This is a genomic window from Pseudorhodoferax sp. Leaf267, assembly GCF_001422405.1.
GTDB lineage: Bacteria > Pseudomonadota > Gammaproteobacteria > Burkholderiales > Burkholderiaceae_C > Pseudorhodoferax.
On the sequence record NZ_LMMV01000001.1, the window covers coordinates 368,304 to 387,216 of the forward strand.

The following is an 18,913-nucleotide window of genomic DNA, read 5'->3' on the forward strand; positions in this document are numbered from 1 at the left end:
CCCGCCATGCCTGCAACGACCCCACGCCCCAATCTCATCTTCATTCTGGCCGACGACCTGGGTTATGCCGACCTGGGCTGCACCGGCGCGCGCGATGCGCACAACCGCGCCATCGACGTGTCCCCGCGGCTGGACCGCATGGCCGCGCAAGGCCTGCGCTTCACGCGCGGGTATTCGAACTCGGCGGTCTGCTCGCCCACGCGCTTTGCGCTGATCACGGGCCGCTACCAGTACCGTCTGCGCGGCGCGGCCGAAGAGCCACTGGCGGGCGCTCATGGCGACAAGGTGCTGGGCCTGCCGCCCGAGCATCCCACGCTGCCTTCGCTGTTGCGCGATGCCGGCTACGCCACCGCACTGGTCGGCAAATGGCACCTGGGCTACCCGTCGCATTTCGGCCCGCGCAAATCGGGCTACCAGGAGTTCTGGGGCTTCCATGCCGGTGGCACCGACTACTTCTCGCACACCGACTCGCGCGGCAACCACGACCTGTGGGACAACGAGACCGAGATCCACCGCGACGGCTACCTCACCGACCTGTTGAGCGCACGTGCGGCCGAGTTCATCGAGCGCCAGTCGGCCGACCAGCCCTTCCTGCTGAGCCTGCACTACAGCGCGCCGCACTGGCCCTGGGTCACGCGCGAGGACGCGGCCGAGTCGCAGCGCATCGGCACTAGCATCAAGCACCTGGACGGCGGCAGCCTGGCCACTTACCAGACCATGGTCACGCAGATGGACGACGGCATCGGCCAGGTGCTCGATGCGCTGGAGCGGCGCGGCCTGGCCGACAACACGCTGGTCGTTTTCACCAGCGACAACGGCGGCGAGCGCTTCTCCAACAACTGGCCCTTCGTGGGCGGCAAGATGGACCTGCTGGAAGGCGGCATCCGCGTGCCGCTGCTGGCGCGCTGGCCGGCCCGCATCGCGGCCGATGGCGTGAGCGACCAGCCCAACATGACCATGGACTGGACCGCGACCTTCCTCGACGCGGCCGGCGTCGCGGCCCAGGCCGACCATCCGCTGGACGGCCAGAGCCTGCTGCCGCTGTTCGACGACCCCAGCGCCCCCGCGCCTGCGCGCGACCTGTTCTGGCGCATGAAGCACCGCGCCCAGCGCGCGCTGGTTCGTGGCCCCTGGAAGTACCTGCGCATGGACGGCGCGGAGTACCTGTTCGATGTGGTGGCCGACCCGCGTGAGCGCGCCAACCTGGCCGCGCGCGAGCCTGGGCGGCTGGCCGAACTGCGCAGTGCCTGGGAGGCGCTGGACGCCAGCCTGCCAGCCATTCCCGACGAGGCGCGCGTGTCGCTGGTGTTCGGGCCGGGCGAGATCCCGCAGGCGACTTTCTGAGACTCAGCGCCGCGGCATCAGCCGATCACCGGGCGCCACCAGGAACGGGAAGCCCAGCACCGTCGAGCGGCCCTTCACGCGGTTCTGTGCCTGGCACTGGTGCGTGCAGAGCGTGGCCGGTGGTGCGACCTCGGTCGCGTCCTCGCCGAACACCATGCCCATGCGCCCGCCGCTGGCCACGTCCCAGCGTGATGTCAGACCGCAATGCGCCACGTTGTCGATGGTGCCGTTGCGCCGGAAGATGCCGTTTACGCAGGTGGGGTCGGGGATACGCGTGGCGACCTGCGGGCTGTCGCGGCCGACCAGCTTGGCCGAGTAGTCGTTGCCGAAGTTGATGCGCGGCGTGACGACGACGGTGGTGTCCTTGTACGGCACGGCATCGCCCTCGCGGTTGCGGAAGTTGCGGTTGTCGAAGTAGAAGGTGCTCAGCGTGGGGTTGCCCGGGTTGGTGGCCAGCGTGTGCGTGAAGACGGTGGAGGTTTCGTCCACGCGCTCCACCTCCATCTGGAACACGCCGCCGCTGGCGCAGTCCTTGGCCTGCAGCTTCATCGTGACCTGCGGGCCTTCGCGCATGAGCTCGATGCCCTCGTCATTCAGTTCCACGTCCACGCCGCTGGTCAGCGTGGCGCCGCGGTGGTCGGGCAGCTTGGCGGCGAACACGGTGGTCGGCACGCCGCCGGTCATGTCCAGCGGGTTGGCCGCGCCGGTCAGCACATAGTTGCGGATGCCGAAGCTGGCGGCGTCCACCTCGAACTGCACGTACTTGCCCTGCACCAGAAAGCGCGCGGCGACCGCCGAGGCGGGCACCGTGGTGTCGACCTTGCCGGAGAGGCCCAGCACGCGAAAGCCGCCGCCTTCGCAGCCCTTGGACGATGCGGCCGCGGCGAGGCCGGTGGACAGGACGAGCACGGCGCCCAGCAGCAGCGAGCGGCCGGCGGCGCGGGGATGGGGCATGGAAGACAGCAAGGGCATGGGGGCTCCGTCAGGAAGTGGTGGGCGACGGAGGCGATCGTAGGAACCGGCCCGCTGATGCAACAGGGCAGAACGGCGGGATCTCGCCCGCGCATGGTCGCGATCGGTCGGGACCTTGGTCCATGGTGGCCATGTAAGCGGGCCGTTACAGTGCGCGCATGAAGTTCCCGGCTGCACGCCTGTCGCTGTCGCAGCAGTTCCTGCTGGTCAGCTTTCCCATCCTGTTCGCGACCACACTCAGCGTGGGCTGGTGGGTCGGCCGCCAGGTGCACGCGAGCGTGGTGCAGCGCATCGGTGCCGACACGGCGCTGTATGTCGACGGCTTCATCGCCCCGCAGCTGCAGCGCGTGGGCGTGACCGGCACGCTGGGCGAGGCCGAACGCCAGGCGCTGCAGGCGCTGATGGCAGACACCGAATGGGCGCGGCGCATCCTTTCGCTGCGCATCTGGCGGCCCGACGGGCTGGTGCTGTTCACCAGCGACGGCAAGGGCATCGGCCAGAAGCTGGCGATCGACGAAGGTCTGGCCGCGGCCAGCGCCGGCAGCATCTTCTCGGAGCTCAGCGTCCGGCGCGGCCAGGCGCAGGCCGACCACGGCCAGCCGCTGGAGCGGCTGATCGAGACCTACACGCCGATCCACACCTCCGACCGCGGCCACATCGGCGCCGTGGCCGAGTTCTACCAACTGCCCGACGAGGTGGACCGCGAGGCCCGCATCGCGCAGCGGCGCAGCTGGGGCGTGGTGGCCGGTGTCATGCTGGCCACCTACCTGCTGCTGTTCGCCGTCGTGCGCCGAGGCAGCCAGACGATCTTCGCGCAGCAGGGCGCGCTGAGCCAGCAGGTGCTGCAGCTGACCGCGCTGGACGCGCAGAACCGCGAGCTCAACGCCCGCGTGCGGCGTGCGGCCGAGGGCGCCATCGTGCTGCACGAGGCGCTGCTGCAGCGCGTGTCGGCCAGCGTGCACGACGGCCCGTGCCAAGATCTAGGTTTCGCGCTGATGCAGATCAGCAACCTGCGCGACGCGGGCGATGCACAGCCTGTGGCGCTTGCACGCACGCTGGACCGCATCGGCGACGCCGTGCAGGCCGCGATGGCCGACCTGCGCGCCATCTCCGCCGACCTGGAGCTGCCCGACATCGAGCCGCTGGCGCTGGACGAAGTGGCGGCGCGTGTGGTGCGCGACTTCCGCGCCAAGACGCAGCACCCCGTCACGCTCGCGGCCGAGGTCGCGCCGGGCCTGCAGGTGCCCGTGCGCACCAAGACCACGCTGTACCGGCTGCTGCAGGAGTCGCTGGCCAACTGCTTGCGGCACGCGGCCGGAGCGGCCTGCCGCATCGGGCTGCGCGCCGATGCGCGCGCGCTCACGCTGGAGGTGCGCGACGACGGCCCGGGCTTCGATGTGGGCGAAGCCCTGGCGCGCCGCCGCCTGGGCCTGCGCGGCATGCGCCAGCGCGTCGAATCGCTGGGCGGCGCGTTCGACGTCACCAGCCACGCGGGCCGCGGCACCACCATCCGCGTGAGCCTGCCGCTGGCCAGCCTGGAGCAGGCCCATGGCTGAAGTGATCGAGGTGCTGGTGGTCGACGACCACCCCTTGTTCCGCCAGGGCGTGGTGCATTCGCTGGGGCTGGACCCGGATTTCCGCGTGGTCGGCGAGACGGCGTCTGGCGAAGAAGCGCTGGCGCTGGCCCAGGCGCTGCTGCCGAACGTGGTGCTGCTGGACATCAGCATGCCGGGCTGGAGCGGCATCGTCACGGCCGAGCGTATCGCCATGGCCTGCCCGGCCACGGCCATCGTGATGCTGACGATGTCCGAGGACAAGGACAAGCTGCTGGCCGCGCTGAAGGCCGGCGCGCGCGGCTACGTGCTCAAGGGCGTGTCGGCGCGCGAGCTGGCCGGCGTGCTGCGCGGGGCGGTGGCGGGTGAGGTCTACGTGTCGCCCTCGATCGCAGCGGAGATGCTGGTCTCGCTCACGCGGCACAAGGCGCCCGACCCACTGCAGGAGCTGACCGAGCGCGAGCGCCGCATCCTGGGCCTGATCGGCAGCGGCAAGACCAACCGCGAGATCGGCGACGCGCTGTGCCTGTCCGAGAAGACCATCAAGCACTACGTGACCAACATCCTGCAGAAGCTGCAGGTGCGCAGCCGGGTCGAGGCCGCGCTGCTGGCCAGCCGGCACGCCGCGGGCGACGGCCGGGGCTGAGCGGCCCGCCCAGCGGGCCCATTTGGCGGACTTTTGGCCCTTCCTCACGGCTTCGGCCGGCCCACGCGGGCGTAGCATTCGTGCGGTTTTGGGCGAATGTGCGCGGCACGAGGGAGTATGGGATGGACAGAACGCAACGATCCATGGGCATTGCCAAGCTGCTGGGCCTGCTGATCGCCAGCGCCGTGCTGGGCGTCATCGTCATCGCCTCGGCAGCGCTGTTCACCGAGCGCCATCTGATCATGGAGGAGCGCAGGAGCAGCGTGCGCCAGAACGTCGAGTCGGCCCACAGCCTGATGGTCCACTTCCACGCTCAGGCCGTGGCCGGCAAGATCACCCAGGCCCAGGCACAGCAGTCCACCAAGGACGCGCTCAGGGCGATGCGCTACAGCGGCAACGAGTACTTCTGGATCAACGACATGCACCCGACCATGGTCATGCATCCGATCCGCCCCGAGCTCGACGGCAAGGACCTCACCGAGAACAAGGACCCGACCGGCATGCGGCTGTTCGTGGAGTTCGTGCGCGTGGTGCGCGAGCGCGAGGCCGGCTATGTGATGTACCTGTGGCCCAAGCCGGGCAGCACAGACCCCGTGCTCAAGGCGTCCTACGTGAAGGGCTTCGCGCCCTGGGGCTGGCTGGTGGGCTCCGGCGTGTACGTGGACACGGTGGACGCGGCGATCCGTGCCCGCGTGCTGCAGTTCGGCCTGGGCGCGCTGTTGCTGGCCGCTGTGCTGGCGGCCATCGGCGTGGCGATCGCGCGCCGGCTGCTGCGCCAACTGGGCGGCGAGCCTGGCGAGGCCATGCGCATTTCCGAACGCATTGCGCAGGGCGACCTGTCGGTGGACATCGCGCTCAAGCCCGGCGACAACGGCAGCATGCTGCACGCCATGCAGACCATGCGCGACAGCATCGCCAACATCGTGGGCGAGGTGCGGGCGGGCACCGCGTCGATCGCCACCGCCTCCCACGAGATCGCGGCCGGCAACAACGACCTGTCGGCGCGCACCGAGCAGCAGGCCAGCGCACTGGAGCAGACTGCCGCGTCGATGGAGGAGCTGACCGGCGCCGTGCGGCAGAACGCCGAGCATGCGCGCCAGGCGAACGAGCTTGCAGCCACGGCCTCGGAAGTGGCGGCACGCGGCGGCGCGGTCGTGAACCAGGTCATCGCCACCATGGGCGCCGTGAACACGTCCTCGCGCAAGATCGTCGACATCATCAGCGTGATCGACGGCATCGCCTTCCAGACCAACATCCTGGCGCTGAACGCGGCCGTGGAGGCGGCGCGGGCCGGCGAGCAGGGCCGCGGCTTCGCAGTGGTGGCCTCCGAGGTGCGCGGCCTGGCCCAACGCTCGGCCGCTGCCGCCAAGGAGATCAAGCAGTTGATCGATGCCTCGGTCGGCAGCGTGGAGCAGGGCACCCAGCTCGTGGACGAGGCCGGCAAGACCATGGCCGAGGTGGTGGCCAGCGTGGCCGAGGTCACGCGCATCATTGGCGACATCGCGAGCGGCAGCCACCAGCAGTCCAGCGATATCGAGCAAATCAACCAGGCCATCGCCGGCATGGACCAGACCACGCAGCAGAACGCAGCGCTGGTGGAAGAGGCGGCATCGGCCGCCGAGTCGCTGAACCATCAGGCGGCGCGGCTGGAGCAACTGGTGAGCGTGTTCAAGCTCCGGGGCGGCGGGGGCCACGCATACCCGGCGCTGCAATAGCAACAGGCCGGCAAGAGCCGGCCTGTGTTCAGTCAGATGGCGTGTCAGCGCCGCGGGAGACCGGCGCGCGGCGCCGCGCTGGCGCCCTTGCCCTTGTACCAGCGCCAGGCCATCAAGACGAGCGGTGCGAGTTTGATGATGCGGAACATAGCGGGTCCTCGTGCGGGGTTGACGTTCAGGCTACGGTGCGGGGCACGGCCACCAGGTACCGGCGGCGTGCGGCCAGGCCGCCCAGTGCGGCGGCGATGCCACCCAGCACCAGGGCTGCCACGGTGGCCAGGGCCGCCTGCGACGATGCCTTGGCGGTAGCGTCAGCCACTTCGCGGGCCTTCGCTTCGGCGGCTGCCTTTTGCTCCTGGTACTTCACGCGGGCGTCCTGGTAAGTCTTGATCCAGCCGTCCACGCGGGCTTCGGCTTCAGGTCGCGTGGCACCCGAGCGTGCCATCACGATGTTCACCACGGCATCGCGGTCCACCTGGTCGACCGTGTCCTTGCCCGAGTCGATGATCTTCTGGATGGCGGCCTGGATGTCGCCGCCCGCAGCTTGCGTGCTGCCTGCGGCGCCGGCATTGGCGGCCGCGGCCTTGGCCTCCTCGGTGGCCGCCTCAGCCTTGTCTTCCAGCGCGCCGGGTTGCAGCGCGGGCTTGCCGGTCTGCTTCAGCAGTTCCTGGGCCTGGGCCTTGATCGAATCCCACGAGATGCCGCTGGCTTCCAGCTGCTTTTTCGCCATCTCGGCCGCCGGGCCGGCCACTGCGGCCGCGCCGCTGGCCGTCACCGTGGCGGCTGTGCCTACCACGTTGGCACCGCCACGCACCACGGCGCCTACGGCAGAAGCCAGCAGGTAGGCCGTGACGATGGCCGCCAGGCCCCAGGTCAGCAGGCCGTGCAGCATGGCATCGGACTTCTCGGGCGAGCCGGCCAGGTGCGCCGCGACCCAGCCGCCGGCGAACAGCGAAATCACGCTGCTGATCGCCCACCAGATGCCGGCGCCCATGCCGAAGCTGGCCATGTCCGGGCTGCTGTGGCGCAGCGGATCCACCGTGGACAGGCCGATGCCGGCGCCCAGCAGGCTCAACACCATCTGCACCACGATGGCGATGACGACGCCTGCGAACACGGCGCCCCACGACACACGTGAACGCAGGTTGGACAGGACGTCCACAGGCCGGTCCATGCGTGGCATGCGATCGGCAGAGGGGGGATAGGTGGTGCTCATGTGCGGTGCCAGTAGTTGAAAGGTGCGCCACTGTAGGAGCGCGCTCGCGCACTGCGCCGGTGCATGCATCCCGTCTATCCGTAGGTGAAGGGCGCGCCCGGTTGCGGGCGGGTTCCATGTGAACAATGCTGCGACCTGCGTGAGTGCGCGCAAGAAAATCTAGGGGTGCCAGCGAAACTGCCCGAATGTCGGGTTAACATCGCGGCCTTCGGAGCTATCGTCTATCGGTTAGGACATCAGGTTTTCATCCTGAGAAGCGGGGTTCGACTCCCCGTAGCTCCTCCAGATCAGCCCTCCCGTCCCGACGGGCGGGCTTTTTTTTGCCCTGGGCCCGGGCTCAGCTGTAGCGCTTTTCCAGTTCATCCCATTCGGGCTTGCCCACCAGCCGCTGGCGCTCGGCAAAAGGCGTCACCAGCGATGCGTCCTCGTCGATGCGCCTGGTGTCGCGCAACACCGTCAGCGCCTTCTGCATGCCCGCCACCGCGCCCTGTAGCGCGGCATTGGCGTACAGCACGATGCCGTAGCCCAGCGCACCCAGTTCCTCGGCACCGAAGATCGGTGTCCTGCCGCCGATCACCATGTTCATGAGCTGCGGAGTGGCCAGCCGTTGAGGCAGGGCGCGGATCTCCTCGGCCGTGGTCACCGCCTCCACGAAGAGGATGTCGGCCCCGGCCTCGGCGAACTTCTGCGCGCGCTCCACCGCGGCCTCGAAGCCCTGCGTGGCGCAGGCATCCGTGCGGGCCATCACGAGAAAGTCCGGGTCGTGCCGCGCATCGACGGCGGCCTTGATCTTGGCGACGGCCTCCTCGGTGGAGATCACCTCCTTGCCCGAGAAGTGGCCGCAGCGCTTGGGCGCGACCTGGTCTTCGAGCTGGATGCAGTCGGCGCCGGCACGCTCCAGCACGCGCACCGTGTGGCGCACGTTGAGTGCATTGCCGAAGCCGGTGTCGGCGTCCACGATCAGCGGCAGGCGCACCGCGTCGCGGATGCGCGCCGTGTGGTCGGCGATCTCGGAGAGGCCCATGAAGCCCTGGTCCGGCATGCCGAACCACATGTTGGTCACGCCGGCGCCGGTGATATAGATCGCCTCGAAGCCCAGGTCTTCGATGACCTTGGCCGACAGCGCGTTGAAGGCGCCCGGCACCAGCACGCCGCGGCGGGCTTCGGCGAGGGCTTTGAGTTGTTGGCGGGTGGACATGGCGGTTCCTCGAAATTCAAAAACTGTCGCCGGGCACGCGGACCCAGCCTTCCATCAGCACGCGCGCGCTGCGGCTCATGACGGCCTTGGTCACGGTCCATTGGCCATCGACCAGCGCGGCCTCGGCGCCCACGCGCAAGGTGCCTGACGGGTGGCCGAAGCGCACCGCCTGGCGCTCGCCGCCGCCGGCCGCCAGGTTCACCAGGGTGCCGGGAATGGCGGCGGCCGTGCCGATGGCCACGGCCGCCGTGCCCATCATGGCGTGGTGCAACTGGCCCATGGACAGGGCGCGTACCAGCAGGTCCACATCGCCGGCTGCGACGGCCTTGCCGCTGGACGTGGTGTAGGCGGCTGGCTTGGCGACGAAGGCGACCTTGGGCGTGTGCTGGCGCTTGGCGGCCTCGTCCAGGTGATGGATCAGCCCCATGCGCAGCGCGCCGTGCGTGCGGATGGCCTCGAACCTGGCGAGCGCCTCGGCGTCGCCGTTGATGGCGCCCTGCAGCTCGGTGCCGGTGTAGCCGATGGCCTCGGCGTTCACGAAGATGGTCGGGATGCCGGCGTTGATGAGCGTCGCCTTGAGCGCGCCGACGCCGGGAACTTCGAGGTCGTCCACCACATTGCCCGTCGGGAACATGGCGCCGCCCTCACCCTCCTCGGCGGGGGCCATGAACTCCAGCTGCACTTCGGCGGCCGGAAAGGTCACGCCATCGAGCTCGAAGTCGCCGGTCTCCTGCACCACGCCGCCCGTCATGGGCACATGCGCGACGATGGTCTTGCCGATGTTGGCCTGCCAGATGCGCACGGTGGCGATGCCGTCGCGCGGGATGCGGCTGGCGTCTATCAAGCCATTGCAGATGGCGAACGGCCCCACTGCGGCCGACAGGTTGCCGCAGTTGCCGCTCCAATCCACGAAGGGCTGGGCGATGGCCACCTGGCCGAACAGGTAGTCCACGTCATGGCCCGGCCGTGCGCTCTGCGAGAGGATCACGGCCTTGCTCGTGCTGGACGTGGCGCCACCCATGCCGTCGGTCTGTTTGCCGTACGGGTCGGGGCTGCCGATCACCCGCAGCAGCAATGCGTCGCGCGCGGGGCCGGGTCGTTGCGCGGCCTCGGGCAGGTCCTGCAGGCGGAAGAACACGCCCTTGCTGGTGCCGCCGCGCATGTACGTGGCGGGAATCTTGATTTGGGAAGGATGTGTCATGTCTTGGCTCCCCTCTCCCCTCGCGGGAGAGGGGTTGGGGGAGAGGGGGCAGCGGCATCCACTGACGCCCAGATGGCCTGCAGCACCACGTCCGTGTTCTGCAGGATGTCGTGGTTTCAGAAGTGCAGCACTTCAAAACCCTGGCTTCGCAGCCAGGCGTCGCGCACCGCATCGCGTGGTGAATCGGCATGCTGCCCGCCATCGGCTTCGACGATCAGCCGCGCGCCGAAATGCACGAAGTCCACCGTGTAGGGGCCGATGGGTTGCTGCCGCCGGAACTTCTGGCCGGCCATACGGTGTGCGCGCAGGTGGTACCACAGGCGCTGCTCGGCCTCGGTCATGTTCTGGCGCAAGGTTTTGGTGAAGTCGCGCTGATGCATACCCCTCTCCCCCAACCCCTCTCCCACAAGGGGAGAGGGGAGCCGAGAGCGCCATTCTCTCGCGCCTCTTTGCTCTTGCGAAAGGCCCGTCACCAGAGCTCGCGTTGGCTTTCCAGTCCTGCCGGCACGGGCCGCAGCGGCCAGCTGGCCAGCGTGCGGTCGCGGTAGGGTGAACTGCAGGTTTCGACCAGCAGGAGTTCTTCGATCCGCCACGCGATGGGCGCAATCTTCTGCACGGCGAGCCTGGTCGGTGCCCAGTAGCTGATGGTGACGTGTGGGCTGTGTCCTGGCATGCCTTCCAGGCCGAGTGTCTGCAAGCCGTCTCGAATGGTCTTCACCAGTGCATCGAAGGCTGGCGGACGAGTCGCATGGAATGCCCAATGGATGGCATCGGCCTGCCCGGCCAAGCCGCTGCCGCGCACGCGGTTCAGCACCGTCGTGAATGCCGCCGCGTCGATGCGCGAACCGATATCTAGCAAGCGATTGCGCAGTGCATCGCTGTAAGGCAGCGGATGCGACAGGGACTGGTGCCAGTTCTGCGCGTCGAACAGCGCTTCGCCCAGTTGGCGGTCCCAGCCTTCGGTCGCGAGGATTCGTTGCATCTGCTCGCACACGTCGGGCGAGGGCTTGGCCATGAACAGCAGGGAGGGGGAAGGCACGGTCCATTGTGTGCTCGCCCCTCAGGCCGCGTGTGCCGTGGCCAGAAAGTCCTGCGCGAACCGCTGCAATACCCCTCCTGCCTCGTAGATCGACACTTCCTCCGCCGTATCCAGCCGGCAGGTCATCGGCACCTCCACCAGCTCGCCATCACGCCGCCGCACCACCAGCGTCAGCGTCGCGCGGGGCAGACGCTCGCCCACCACGTCGTAGGTCTCCGTGCCATCCAGCCCCAGCGTCAAGCGGTTCGTGCCGGGCTTGAACTCCAGCGGCAACACCCCCATGCCGATCAGGTTGGTGCGGTGGATGCGCTCGAAGCCCTCGGCTGCGATGGCTTGCACGCCCGCCAGCCGCACGCCCTTGGCCGCCCAGTCGCGCGAGCTGCCCTGGCCGTAGTCGGCGCCGGCGATGATGATCAGCGGCTGCTTGCGTTGCATGTAGTGCTCGATGCCTTCCCACATGCGCACCACGCGGCCCTCGGGCTCAATGCGCGTGAACGAGCCCTTCTTGACCTGGCCATCGACCACGGCCATCTCGTTGACGAGCTGCGGGTTGGCGAAGGTGGCGCGCTGCGCCGTCAGGTGGTCGCCGCGGTGCGTGGCGTAGGAATTGAAGTCTTCCTCGGGCAGGCCCATCTGGTGCAGGTACTCGCCGGCCGCGCTGTCCCGCAGGATGGCGTTGGAGGGCGACAGGTGATCGGTCGTGATGTTGTCGGGCAGCACGGCCAGCGGGCGCAGGCCGCGCAGCGTGCGCTCGCCGGCCAGCGCGCCTTCCCAGTACGGCGGCCGGCGGATATAGGTGCTCTGCGCGCGCCAGTCGTACAGCGGGCTGATCGTCTCATCGCTCGCCACGCCGATCTGGAACATGGCGTCGTACACGCGGCGGAAATGCGCGGGCTTCACGCTGCTGGCCACGATGGCGTCGATCTCGGCGTCGCTGGGCCAGATGTCCTTGAGGGTGACGGGGCGGCCCTCGGCGTCCACACCCAGCACGTCCTTCTCGATGTCGAAGCGCACCGTGCCCGCGATCGCATAGGCCACCACCAGTGGCGGCGAGGCCAGGAAGGCCTGCCTGGCATAGGGGTGGATGCGGCCGTCGAAGTTGCGGTTGCCCGACAGCACGGCCGTGGCGTACAGGTCGCGCGCGATCACCTCCTGCTGGATGGCAGGGTCCAGCGCGCCGCTCATGCCGTTGCAGGTGGTGCAGGCGAAGGCCACGATGCCGAAGCCCAGCTGCTCCAGCTCGCGCAGCAGGCCGGCTTCTTCCAGGTACAGCTGCACGGCCTTGGAGCCTGGCGCCAGCGAGGTCTTGACCCAGGGCTTGCGCACGAGGCCACGTGCGTTGGCGTTGCGCGCCAGCAGGCCCGCGGCGATTACGTTGCGCGGGTTGCTGGTGTTGGTGCAGCTCGTGATGGCCGCGATGATCACGGCGCCGTCCGGCATCTGGCCGGGCACCTCTTCCCACTTGGCCGCGATGCCGCGCGCGGCCAGGTCCGAGGTCGGCAGGCGCTTGTGCGGGTTCGACGGACCGGCCATGTTGCGCACCACGCTCGAAAGGTCGAAGCGCAGCACGCGTTCGTACTCGGCGCTGGCCAGCGCGTCGGACCACAAACCGGCTTGCTTCGCGTAGATTTCGACCAGCCGCACCTGCGCGTCCTCGCGCCCGGTCAGGCGCAGGTAGTCGATCGTCATCTGGTCGATCGAGAACATCGCGGCCGTGGCGCCGAACTCGGGCGTCATGTTGGAGATGGTCGCGCGGTCGCCCAATGTCAGCGCCGCGGCGCCGGCACCGTAGAACTCCAGATACGCGCCGACCACCTTTTCCTTGCGCAGATATTCGGTGAGCGCCAGCACGATGTCGGTGGCCGTGATGCCCGGCTGCGGCTTCCCTGTCAGCTCCACGCCCACGATGTCGGGCAGGCGCATCCACGAGGCGCGGCCCAGCATCACGCTCTCGGCCTCCAGCCCGCCCACGCCGATGGCGATCACGCCCAGCGCGTCCACGTGCGGCGTGTGGCTGTCGGTGCCGACCAGCGTGTCGGGGTAGGCCACGCCGTCCTTGGCATGCACCACGGGGCTCATTCTTTCGAGGTTGATCTGGTGCATGATCCCGTTCCCCGGCGGGATCACCTCGACGTTCTGGAACGCCTTCCTGGTCCACTCGATGAAGTGGAAACGGTCCTCGTTGCGGCGGTCTTCGATGGCGCGGTTTTTGGCAAATGCGTTGGGGTCGAAGCCCGCGAACTCCACGGCCAGCGAGTGGTCCACGATCAGCTGGGTGGGCACCACGGGGTTGACCTGGGCCGGGTCGCCGCCCCTGTCGGCGATCGCATCGCGCAGGCCGGCCAGGTCCACCAGCGCAGTCTGGCCCAGGATGTCGTGGCACACCACGCGCGCGGGGAACCACGGAAAGTCCAGGTCGCGCCTGCGTTCGATGAGTTGCTTGAGCGAATCGGTCAGCGTGGCCGGGTCGCAGCGGCGCACCAGGTTTTCGGCATGCACGCGCGCGGTGTAGGGCAGAGCGTCGTAGGCACCCTGCGCGATGTCGTCCACGGCCTGGCGCGCGTCGTAGTAGTCCAGCGCGGTGCCGGGCAGGTTCTTGCGGTAGCGGGTGTTCATGGGGCTTACTTGCGGTCCTGGATCGACACGAAGGCCAGGTCTTGCGGCCCCGTGTAGTTTGCGCTCGGCCGGATGATCTTGTTGTCCACGCGCTGCTCGATGATGTGCGCGGCCCAGCCGCTGGTGCGCGCGATCACGAACAGCGGCGTGAACATGGCGGTCGGCACGCCCATCATGTGGTAGCTCACGGCGCTGAACCAGTCCAGGTTGGGGAACATCTGCTTCACCTCCCACATCACCGATTCCAGCCGCTCGGCGATGTCGAACATCTTGGTCGAGCCGGCCTCTTGCGACAGCGTGCGCGCCACGCCCTTGATGACCACGTTGCGCGGGTCGCTCACGGTGTAGACGGGGTGGCCGAAGCCGATCACGACTTCCTTGGCCTGTACGCGGCGGCGGATGTCGGCCTCGGCCTCGTCGGGGTTGTCGTAGCGCTTCTGGATCTCGAACGCCACCTCGTTCGCGCCGCCGTGCTTGGGGCCACGCAGCGCGCCGATGGCGCCGGCAATGGCCGAATGCATGTCGCTGCCCGTGCCGGCGATCACGCGCGCGGCGAAGGTCGACGCGTTGAACTCGTGCTCGGCGTACAGGTTCAGCGAGGTGTGCATGGCGCGCTCCCACGCGGCGCTGGGTTTCGATCCATGCAGCAGGTGCAGGAAGTGCGCGCCGATGGAGTCGTCGTCGGTCTCCAGTTCGATGCGTCTGCCCTGGGTGGACCAGTGGTACCAGTACAGCAGCATCGAGCCCAGTGAAGCCATGAGCCGGTCGGCGATGTCGCGCGCGCCGGGCGTGTTGTGGTCGTCGCGCTCGGGCAGCGTGCAGCCCAGGGCCGAGACGCCGGTGCGCATCACGTCCATGGGGTGGGCGTTGGCGGGGATCTGCTCCAGCGCCGACTTCACGCTGGCCGGCACGCCGCGCAGGGCCTTCAACTTCGCCTTGTATGCCGCGAGTTCGGCGCGCGTGGGCAGCTTGCCGTGCACCAGCAGGTGGGCGATCTCCTCGAACTCGCAGACCTCGGCGATGTCCAGGATGTCGTAGCCGCGGTAGTGCAGGTCGTTGCCGGTGCGGCCCACCGTGCACAGCGCGGTGTTGCCGGCCGTCACGCCCGAGAGGGCGACGGACTTCTTGGGCTTGAAGGCGGGGGCGGTCGTGGCAGCGGTCATGCGGTCTCCGGTCGATGCGGGTGGGCTTGCGAATGTTCGCAATTTACGCAGAATGGCGCCCCCGGTGAAGCACTGAAATGGCAAATGGTTGCGAATGGAATGGGCTGAATTTGCGAAGGTTGCGAAGATGCGCGAGGCGATGATGCGATGAAAAAGACCTACATGGGCGTGCGCCTGCGCCGCCTGCGTGCCGAGCGCGGGCTGAGCCAGGTGGCGCTCGCGCAGGCGCTGGGCCTGTCGCCCAGCTACCTGAACCAGATCGAGCAGAACCAGCGGCCGCTCACGGTGGCCGTGCTGCTCAAGATCAGCCGCACGCTGGGCGTGGACGTGCAGCAGTTCTCCGAAGACGAAGAAGCGCGCCTGGTCGCCGAGATGCGCGACGCGCTGGCCGACAACCCGGGCGGCGAGACCGTGGCCCTGCCCGAGCTGCGCGAGGTCGCGGCGCAGATGCCGGCCGTGGGCCGCGCGCTGCTGGCGCTGCACCGGCGCCATGCGGACGCCATGGCCCGCCTGGAAGCCATCTCGGTGGAGCTTGGCGACGGTCGCGGCGGGGCCGTGCATGCGCGGCCCATGCCGTTCGAGGTCGTGCGCGATTTCTTCTTCGCGCAGGGCAACTACTTCGACGCCCTGGACACGGCCGCAGAGGGCCTGGCGGCCGAGGCGCGCAGTGCCGGTGGGCCGCTGAACGAATGGCTGCTGCAGCGCCTGCTGCAGCGCCACGGCGTGCGCGTGGTGCCGACCGAGGAAGACACGGACGACAGCCAGCGCCGCTACGACCCGGCCAGCCGCGTGTTGCGCCTGTCGGGCGGGCTGGAGAGCGGGCAGCAGGCCTTCCAGCTCGCCACGCAGCTGGCGCTGCTGGAGCAGGACGCCGCCATCAACCGGCTGATCGCCGTGCCCGACCTGGGCGACGCCGCAGCCCAGACGCTCGCCCGCATCGGCCTGGCCAACTACTTCGCCGGCGCGCTGCTGCTGCCCTATGGCGTGTTCCTGCAGGCCGCGCAAGCCCTGCGCCACGACATCGACCGGCTCGCGCGCCGCTTCGGCGTGGGCTTCGAGACGGTGTGCCACCGGCTATCGACGCTGCAGCGTGCGGACGCGCCCGGCGTGCCGTTCTTCTTCATCCGCGTGGACCGCGCGGGCAACATCTCCAAGCGCCAGTCGGCCACGCATTTCCACTTCTCCAAGACGGGCGGCACCTGCCCGCTGTGGAACGTTTACGAGGCCTTCGCCCAGCCCGGCAGCATCCTCACCCAGCTGGCGCGCATGCCCGACGGCCGGGCCTACCTGTGGATCGCGCGCACGGTCACGCACGGCCAGCGCGGTTACGGCTCGCCGCGCAAGACCTTCGCCATCGCCCTGGGCTGCGACATCCGGCATGCGCAGCGGCTGGTGTATTCCAAGGGCCTGGACCTGCAGGACGCCGAGGTGCCCACGCCCATCGGCATGGGCTGCAAGGTCTGCGAACGCGTGGCCTGCCCGCAGCGCGCGTTCCCGTTCGTGGGGCGGCCACTGGATGTGGACGAGAACCAGAGCCGGTTCACGCCGTATGGGGTGGCGGGGTAGGGGGGGCAGGGCGCCACGCTGGTGGCGGGCGCCCGCACCCCAACCCTCTCCCAGATGAAGAGGGAGCAATAGCCAGCGCGCCGCGTCGCGACCTCGCTTGAAGAGCCTCGCGGCGATCGAGCTGTTGTAGCGGCCGCGCGCCGCGCGCTCAGCCCGTGCTGCCCGCCCACGGCGCGCTGGCGAAATGCTTCGCCAGGTATTCGATCAGGGCCTCCACCCGTGCCGGCTTGGCCCGCCCCGGCGGCGTGACGATGTGCAGTGCGATCGGTGGCACCTGCCAGTCGTCCAGCGTGGACTGCACCAGGCCCGCGCGCAGGTCCTCCCAGGCCAGGAACTCCGGCTGCATGGCCAGGCCCAGGCCGGCGCGCAGGGCCGGCACCAGCGCCTCGGCGTTGTTCACGCGCAGGGCCGAGGGCACGACCTGCGAGAACTCGCCCTTGCGCGGATGCTGGAAGCGCCAGGCCTCGCCGGCCCGCGCGTGCACGTAGCGCAGCGCACGGTGCGTGGCCAGGTCGCGCGGATGGCCCGGCGTGCCGTGCACGGCGAAGTAGGCGGGCGCGCCCACCAGCAGCAGCCGCACCGTGCACAGCCGCCGCGCCAGCAGGCTGGAGTCGGGCAGGGAGGAGATGCGCAGCGCCGCGTCGAAGCCCTGCGCCACCATGTCGATGAGCTCGTCGCTCAGATGCAGGTCCAGCGTCACGTCCGGATGCAGCTCCATGAAGGCCGGCAGCGCGGGCGCCAGGTGCGACACGCCGAACGACATGGGCGCGGCCAGCCGGATCGTGCCGCGCAGGCTGGTGGACTGCTCGGTCACCTCGGCCTCCACCGCCTCGCCCTCGGCCAGGATGCGCGCGGCGCGCTCCAGCGCCACCTGGCCACTGGCCGTCAGCGACATCTTGCGCGAGGTGCGGTGGAACAGCATGGTCTTGAGCCGCTGCTCCAGCCTTGTGAGCGCCTTGGACACGGTGGGCTGCGAGATGCCCAGGTCGGCCGCCGCCTTGGCAAACGAGCCGGTCTCGGCCACCTTGGCAAAGATGGCCCAGGCCTCCAGGTCCGGAAGTTTTTGCATGTCAGGTTCGGAATGGATGCTTTTCCATCTTTTCTATTCTCTTATCGATCGATGGATCCTACATTCACTCCATCGCAACCGGAAACCCAGGAGAAACAGCATGATCGAACGTCGCCCCTTCCAGTCCCTCGGCGGTGCCAACCACGGCTGGCTCGACGCCAAGCACCACTTCTCGTTCGCCGATTACCACGACCCGGCGCGCATGAGCTGGGGTTCGCTGCGCGTGTGGAACGACGACACCATCGCCCCCGGCACGGGCTTCCCGCCGCATGCGCATGCCGACATGGAAATCATCACCTATGTACGCGAAGGCGCCATCACGCACCAGGACAACATGGGCAACAAGGGCCGCACCGAAGCGGGCGACGTGCAGGTGATGAGCGCAGGCACCGGCATCCGCCACTCCGAATACAACCAGGAGCCGGGCGTGACCAGGATCTTCCAGATCTGGATCCTGCCGGACGGCCGCGGCAAGGCGCCCTCCTGGGGCGCCAAGCCCTTCCCCAAGGGCGAGCGCTCGGGGCAGTTCGTAGCCCTGGCCAGCGGCATCGAGAGCGATGAGGACGCACTGCCGATCCGCACCAACGCCCGGGTGCTCGGCGCCACGCTGAAGGCCGGCGAGAGCGCCGAGTACCGCCTCGGCAAGGACCGCCGCGGCTACCTGGTGCCGGCCACGGGCGCAGTGGAGATCGACGGCGTGCGCTTCGAGGCCCGCGACGGTGCGGCCATCCGCGACGTGGACACGGTGCGGGTGACGGCGCTGGCCGATGCCGAGCTGGTGCTGGTCGATTCGGCTGCATGAGCGCCTGAGCACATTCCTTCAACGGGCCGCACAAACGGTCTAGCCAGCGGGCGGCGCACAGCCGACCATCCGCCGCTTCGCTGGCACCCCTGCATTTTTCTTCGACCCAACCAGGAGCATCACCATGGCCATCACCGCAACCCCCACGCCCGGCGCCAAGCTGTTGAACCCCACGGACCACACGCTGGTCATGATCGACTTCCAGTCGCAGATGGCGTTCGCCACGCACTCCATCGACCCGGTGCAGCTGCGCTCCAACGCGGCCCTGGTGGCCAGCGCGGCCGCCGGCTTCGGTGCCTCGACCATCCTGACCACCGTGGCCGAGAAGAGCTTCTCCGGCCCGATGTTCGAGGAGGTGACGGCGCCGTTCCCGGGCCTGGCGCTGCTGGACCGCACGTCCATGAACACCTGGGAAGACGCGGCCGTCATCGCCCGCATCAACGAGATCGGCAAGTCGCGCATCGTGCTGGCCGGCCTGTGGACCAGCGTGTGCATCGTGGGGCCGGCCCTGTCGGCGCTGGACCAGGGCTTCGAGGTCTATGTGATCGCCGATGCCTGCGGCGACATCTCCACCGAGGCGCACGAGCGCGCGATGGACCGCATGGTGCAGGCCGGTGCGCAGCCCATCACCTCGCTGCAATACCTGCTGGAGATGCAGCGCGACTGGGCGCGGACGGATACCTATGAGATGACGACCGGGATTGCGCGCAAGTTCGGTGGGGGGTATGGGATCGGGATCAACTATGCGCGGGCGATGTTCGGGGCGCATGAAGGCTGAGCCTTGAGGCGGTGGCGGATCGGGACGACGGTGGA

General features: G+C 69.0%; 16 protein-coding genes and 1 tRNA gene. 8 read left to right on the top strand and 9 right to left on the bottom strand.

Translation table 11 applies throughout. The annotated features are described in order from the left end of the window. Window positions 1–6 precede the first annotated feature (6 nt). A complete protein-coding gene (locus ASF43_RS01730) occupies window positions 7–1,344 on the top strand; it encodes a sulfatase (RefSeq protein WP_056177987.1) in 1,338 nt (445 codons plus the stop codon). A 3-nt stretch (window positions 1,345–1,347) separates the two neighbouring features. Here ASF43_RS01730 and ASF43_RS01735 read toward each other — a convergent pair whose 3' ends face one another. Continuing rightward, window positions 1,348–2,316, bottom strand: coding sequence for a hypothetical protein (locus tag ASF43_RS01735; RefSeq protein ID WP_235578091.1), 969 nt, complete (start codon window positions 2,314–2,316; stop codon window positions 1,348–1,350). 158 nt (window positions 2,317–2,474) lie between these two features. Here ASF43_RS01735 and ASF43_RS01740 point away from each other — a divergent pair, with 158 nt between their 5' ends. The 3 genes from ASF43_RS01740 to ASF43_RS01750 all read left to right on the top strand — a co-directional run bounded on the left by ASF43_RS01740 (window position 2,475) and on the right by ASF43_RS01750 (window position 6,230). Then, on the top strand, window positions 2,475–3,872 hold the full coding sequence (locus tag ASF43_RS01740; RefSeq protein ID WP_056175811.1) for a sensor histidine kinase: 1,398 nt from the start codon (window positions 2,475–2,477) through the stop codon (window positions 3,870–3,872). Further along, complete coding sequence (locus ASF43_RS01745; protein ID WP_056175812.1) at window positions 3,865–4,515, top strand: response regulator transcription factor; 651 nt, start codon at window positions 3,865–3,867, stop codon at window positions 4,513–4,515. The genes ASF43_RS01740 and ASF43_RS01745 overlap by 8 nt, the downstream gene beginning before the upstream one ends. A gap of 122 nt (window positions 4,516–4,637) precedes the next feature. Beyond that, on the top strand, window positions 4,638–6,230 hold the full coding sequence (locus tag ASF43_RS01750; RefSeq protein WP_235578092.1) for a methyl-accepting chemotaxis protein: 1,593 nt from the start codon (window positions 4,638–4,640) through the stop codon (window positions 6,228–6,230). Window positions 6,231–6,405: 175 nt separating this feature from the next. Here the strand turns inward: ASF43_RS01750 and ASF43_RS01755 are convergent, their stop codons facing one another. Continuing rightward, window positions 6,406–7,446 (bottom strand): hypothetical protein, encoded by a 1,041-nt coding sequence (locus ASF43_RS01755; RefSeq protein ID WP_156373090.1) that lies wholly within the window; start codon window positions 7,444–7,446, stop codon window positions 6,406–6,408. A gap of 210 nt (window positions 7,447–7,656) precedes the next feature. Here ASF43_RS01755 and ASF43_RS01760 point away from each other — a divergent pair. Then, window positions 7,657–7,731, top strand: a tRNA-Glu gene (locus tag ASF43_RS01760). 52 nt (window positions 7,732–7,783) lie between these two features. On the opposite strand, the gene ASF43_RS01765 is transcribed toward ASF43_RS01760, so the two are convergent. From ASF43_RS01765 to prpC, 6 genes are all read right to left on the bottom strand, one after another. Beyond that, complete coding sequence (locus tag ASF43_RS01765; RefSeq protein ID WP_056175815.1) at window positions 7,784–8,644, bottom strand: oxaloacetate decarboxylase; 861 nt, start codon at window positions 8,642–8,644, stop codon at window positions 7,784–7,786. 16 nt (window positions 8,645–8,660) lie between these two features. Further along, window positions 8,661–9,845, bottom strand: a complete 1,185-nt coding sequence (prpF, locus tag ASF43_RS01770; protein WP_056175818.1) for a 2-methylaconitate cis-trans isomerase PrpF — start codon at window positions 9,843–9,845, stop codon at window positions 8,661–8,663. Between the two features lie 116 nt (window positions 9,846–9,961). Beyond that, a complete protein-coding gene (locus ASF43_RS01775; protein ID WP_200932404.1) occupies window positions 9,962–10,225 on the bottom strand; it encodes an endonuclease domain-containing protein in 264 nt (87 codons plus the stop codon). A gap of 89 nt (window positions 10,226–10,314) precedes the next feature. Continuing rightward, window positions 10,315–10,860, bottom strand: coding sequence for a 2'-5' RNA ligase family protein (locus tag ASF43_RS01780; protein ID WP_056175820.1), 546 nt, complete (start codon window positions 10,858–10,860; stop codon window positions 10,315–10,317). A gap of 45 nt (window positions 10,861–10,905) precedes the next feature. Next, a complete protein-coding gene (acnD, locus tag ASF43_RS01785) occupies window positions 10,906–13,500 on the bottom strand; it encodes a Fe/S-dependent 2-methylisocitrate dehydratase AcnD (RefSeq protein ID WP_056175822.1) in 2,595 nt (864 codons plus the stop codon). A gap of 5 nt (window positions 13,501–13,505) precedes the next feature. Further along, window positions 13,506–14,663 carry a 2-methylcitrate synthase gene (gene prpC / locus ASF43_RS01790; protein WP_056175824.1) on the bottom strand — a complete coding sequence of 386 codons (1,158 nt, stop codon included), beginning with the start codon at window positions 14,661–14,663 and terminating at the stop codon, window positions 13,506–13,508. A 147-nt stretch (window positions 14,664–14,810) separates the two neighbouring features. Here prpC and ASF43_RS01795 point away from each other — a divergent pair, with 147 nt between their 5' ends. After that, window positions 14,811–16,229: a short-chain fatty acyl-CoA regulator family protein gene (locus tag ASF43_RS01795; RefSeq protein ID WP_056175826.1), complete on the top strand. Its 1,419-nt coding sequence runs from the start codon at window positions 14,811–14,813 to the stop codon at window positions 16,227–16,229. A gap of 148 nt (window positions 16,230–16,377) precedes the next feature. Here the strand turns inward: ASF43_RS01795 and ASF43_RS01800 are convergent, their stop codons facing one another. Further along, window positions 16,378–17,298 (bottom strand): LysR family transcriptional regulator, encoded by a 921-nt coding sequence (locus ASF43_RS01800; protein WP_056175829.1) that lies wholly within the window; start codon window positions 17,296–17,298, stop codon window positions 16,378–16,380. 100 nt (window positions 17,299–17,398) lie between these two features. Here ASF43_RS01800 and ASF43_RS01805 point away from each other — a divergent pair, with 100 nt between their 5' ends. Together ASF43_RS01805 and ASF43_RS01810 are read left to right on the top strand one after the other, a co-directional pair. Beyond that, window positions 17,399–18,100, top strand: coding sequence for a pirin family protein (locus ASF43_RS01805; RefSeq protein WP_056175833.1), 702 nt, complete (start codon window positions 17,399–17,401; stop codon window positions 18,098–18,100). A gap of 124 nt (window positions 18,101–18,224) precedes the next feature. Further along, entirely contained in the window at window positions 18,225–18,878 is a 654-nt protein-coding gene (locus ASF43_RS01810) for an isochorismatase family protein (RefSeq protein ID WP_056175837.1), read from the top strand. Window positions 18,879–18,913 lie beyond the last annotated feature (35 nt).

What these genes read in the sequence shown, in the direction of transcription:
- ASF43_RS01730 (WP_056177987.1), top strand. Translation starts at nt 7, where the DNA reads ATGCCTGCAACGACCCCACGCCCCAATCTCATCTTCATTCTGGCCGAC.
- ASF43_RS01735 (WP_235578091.1), bottom strand. Translation starts at nt 2,316, where the DNA reads ATGCCCTTGCTGTCTTCCATGCCCCATCCCCGCGCCGCCGGCCGCTCG.
- ASF43_RS01740 (WP_056175811.1), top strand. Translation starts at nt 2,475, where the DNA reads ATGAAGTTCCCGGCTGCACGCCTGTCGCTGTCGCAGCAGTTCCTGCTG.
- ASF43_RS01745 (WP_056175812.1), top strand. Translation starts at nt 3,865, where the DNA reads ATGGCTGAAGTGATCGAGGTGCTGGTGGTCGACGACCACCCCTTGTTC.
- ASF43_RS01750 (WP_235578092.1), top strand. Translation starts at nt 4,638, where the DNA reads ATGGACAGAACGCAACGATCCATGGGCATTGCCAAGCTGCTGGGCCTG.
- ASF43_RS01755 (WP_156373090.1), bottom strand. Translation starts at nt 7,446, where the DNA reads ATGAGCACCACCTATCCCCCCTCTGCCGATCGCATGCCACGCATGGAC.
- ASF43_RS01765 (WP_056175815.1), bottom strand. Translation starts at nt 8,644, where the DNA reads ATGTCCACCCGCCAACAACTCAAAGCCCTCGCCGAAGCCCGCCGCGGC.
- prpF (WP_056175818.1), bottom strand. Translation starts at nt 9,845, where the DNA reads ATGACACATCCTTCCCAAATCAAGATTCCCGCCACGTACATGCGCGGC.
- ASF43_RS01775 (WP_200932404.1), bottom strand. Translation starts at nt 10,225, where the DNA reads ATGCATCAGCGCGACTTCACCAAAACCTTGCGCCAGAACATGACCGAG.
- ASF43_RS01780 (WP_056175820.1), bottom strand. Translation starts at nt 10,860, where the DNA reads ATGGCCAAGCCCTCGCCCGACGTGTGCGAGCAGATGCAACGAATCCTC.
- acnD (WP_056175822.1), bottom strand. Translation starts at nt 13,500, where the DNA reads ATGAACACCCGCTACCGCAAGAACCTGCCCGGCACCGCGCTGGACTAC.
- prpC (WP_056175824.1), bottom strand. Translation starts at nt 14,663, where the DNA reads ATGACCGCTGCCACGACCGCCCCCGCCTTCAAGCCCAAGAAGTCCGTC.
- ASF43_RS01795 (WP_056175826.1), top strand. Translation starts at nt 14,811, where the DNA reads ATGAAAAAGACCTACATGGGCGTGCGCCTGCGCCGCCTGCGTGCCGAG.
- ASF43_RS01800 (WP_056175829.1), bottom strand. Translation starts at nt 17,298, where the DNA reads ATGCAAAAACTTCCGGACCTGGAGGCCTGGGCCATCTTTGCCAAGGTG.
- ASF43_RS01805 (WP_056175833.1), top strand. Translation starts at nt 17,399, where the DNA reads ATGATCGAACGTCGCCCCTTCCAGTCCCTCGGCGGTGCCAACCACGGC.
- ASF43_RS01810 (WP_056175837.1), top strand. Translation starts at nt 18,225, where the DNA reads ATGGCCATCACCGCAACCCCCACGCCCGGCGCCAAGCTGTTGAACCCC.